At 40.0% G+C, this 2,625-nt stretch carries 1 protein-coding gene; it reads right to left on the reverse strand.

Annotated elements, in window-relative coordinates; genetic code table 11:
* Positions 1 to 708: 708 nt before the first annotated feature.
* Positions 709 to 2,625 (reverse strand): PKD domain-containing protein (locus tag N7931_RS19125; protein WP_262795938.1); only part of this gene is annotated, 1,917 nt, incomplete at its 5' end.

Raw genomic sequence — 2,625 nt, forward strand, 5'->3', positions numbered from 1 at the left:
GTATCTGCTGGTGATAATCGCTCTGACGATAAATCAGCTACCGCAATGGGTCTGATCGTTTCATCTTCACCACTACTGCTACCACAGCCTGATAAGGCCAAACCAACACAGGCGGCTAAAGATGTTCGTAAAGTTAATGAAAACCATCCCCTAATGCAGGGTTTATTGTTAAGGTTCATTTGTATCTCCTGTCAATCAAATTGAAGAAATATTATTTATGATTCGAGTAAAACAATATGGATGAATGTTTTACTGATTTAAGGTTTATTGTTTGATAACCAAAAGGTCAGCTAACGGGCTTGTTTGAATATACTAAAATTAAAGCCACCCACTCGCGTTACATACACTAGGGTGGCTAGGGTCTGTTGATCTTTTGAGTACAATTTTGCAGCAGTTTTGTTTGGTATTTATCCAAGGCATAGCGATTAACGTGTAGTGAGCTACATAAATGAGCTATAACGCAGAAGAAATGCCAAACAAACGCTGCCTTTAGCTTCGTCCTAAATGCTTTTTACTCTTTGTTGCAGCATTTTGACTTAATTCATTAGGCCTTCAATGCTGCGCCTCGATTAAAAAGCATTTAGTTAGAACAAAATTTGTACATCAAACGTCAACAGACCCTAGTAACCAAACTAAATTAAGAGCCAAATTTAACTCTATTTTTTAGTGATATATAGACTAATTGCGCTAGCTGTTTGCTCAAAAAGTTTAATTAACTGCTCCACATCCCTGACAACCGGTCAGATAAATGTAAGGCTCATATGTAAATGTCCAACCAGTTTTTTCAGCTATTTCGAAACTAAAGCTGATGCCTTTTGCCTGATTATCCTTGCTCGCCCAGTTAAAGTTTTCATCTATAATTAAAATTTCATCGGGTTTAACATCCGGCGTTGTAATAATTAATTCAAAGAAAATAGATTCACCCTGTTTAATAACTTGGCCATCGGTTAAACCACTAAAAGATACTTGGTAACCGCCTTCTGCCTGAGAAACCGCCTGTAAATTAGTGATAGTATAATCTTGATCAAAAGCCGATAACTGATAGCGCTTAACCATTGTACTCGTGCCTAAATCAAGATAACTATCAAATATAGGGAAGCTTCCTCGTTGGACAAAATGATACGGGAATAGCTGCTGGCGATCTAAATAATCAGAATTACCGAGAGTCAGATCTGCTCCATTTGATTCACTGGCATAGGTATCTTCCAATAATAGCGTTGGATAATTCGCCCGATAAACCGCTGGAAAACTAATACTAACAGGTGAAGTTTCACTCATACCGTCGGTCGTAATCAGTTGTAACTCATAGTTGCCTTCTGTTGCTGGTGAAATAGGAACGTTGGCACAACTCCACTCTTTCGCGTTAATCACATATTGATAGAGATCTTGAGGTGTTCTATATTCGCCTTGAGCGTTTACGATATAACCGTTTAAACACATACTCTGCGCACGTGCAAAAGTTGCATTGTCAGGTTCATTTACTAAACTCCATAAATACACCACACTATCGCCATCTGGGTCATAAGCATCGCCGGAAAAGGTCACACCTGTATTAAATAGGTATCGATATTCCCAAGGTGCTAAACCAGCAGCTCGGTTATCATCTTCTACACTCCATTCTTCTACTCTAGCGTCAACAGTTGGATAAATCACAAATGGCTGTTCATCGTCATATTCCTGACTAATCGTAGGCCGCGCAATGGGCACATTGTTTTCAGATTTAGCTTTTATCGTTACACCTGTATACCCACTCCAAGCGCCTAACGCATCCTGAACTCTTAATTTAACTGAATAAGGACCTGCTTTATCTAAAGTTAAGGTTGGGGTTTCAGTATCCGCATTCACTAATTCAGCTTCACTGCCATCAGGCTTATTAACCAATACCCAATCAAATGCTGACATTTGATGATCTCTGTCATCAGTACTGCCACTGGCATCAAAGGTAATTGTATCCTCAACCATAAAATTAAGCGCTTTAGTTGAAGTTGAAGCAACTGCATCAGGCGCGTTATTTGCCCCATATAAAACTTCAAAGTCTTGTTCAACCTCGCTATATAATTCTCCGTCGGATAATCGATGCTTAATGGTATAAGTTCCTGGCGTTTCAAAAGCCATATAAATACCCGTTACGCCCGCAAGCTCCGCGTTAATTGCATCCAAATCAACCCCTTCTGGCGCAGCAGTAACCGACCATTCTCGTACTAAAGAATAGACAGAACTTGACTCTTTATCATAACCTCTGGAACTAATGGACGGACGTGTTGCGGTTTCGATCTCATAAGTTCCGGTTGACCAGTTTGTACCAATAACCGCTACCGGCGCTGTATTAACATGACCTTCTGGTAAAGTATTAACCTTTAGCGTTGTATAACCACTACGCACGACCTCTGTTCCGTCGTATACGGTTAATTCAACATAATAGTTACCACTTTGATTTGGAGTAAATGTCGCAATAGCCTGATTAGCATTTTCAATTTCAGCTTCATTACCAGTGACTGTTGTCTCTGAACCTCGAATAGAAAATGTCCAACGGTATTGCAAATCATCGTCATCAGCATCGGTAGAACCACTGCCATCAAAAGTAGCCGTTTCGCCTAATACCCAAGCGTTAATATCTCCACCTTG

Origin of the sequence: Catenovulum sp. 2E275 (assembly GCF_025515275.1) — a bacterium.
Classification (GTDB): Bacteria; Pseudomonadota; Gammaproteobacteria; order Enterobacterales; family Alteromonadaceae; genus Catenovulum.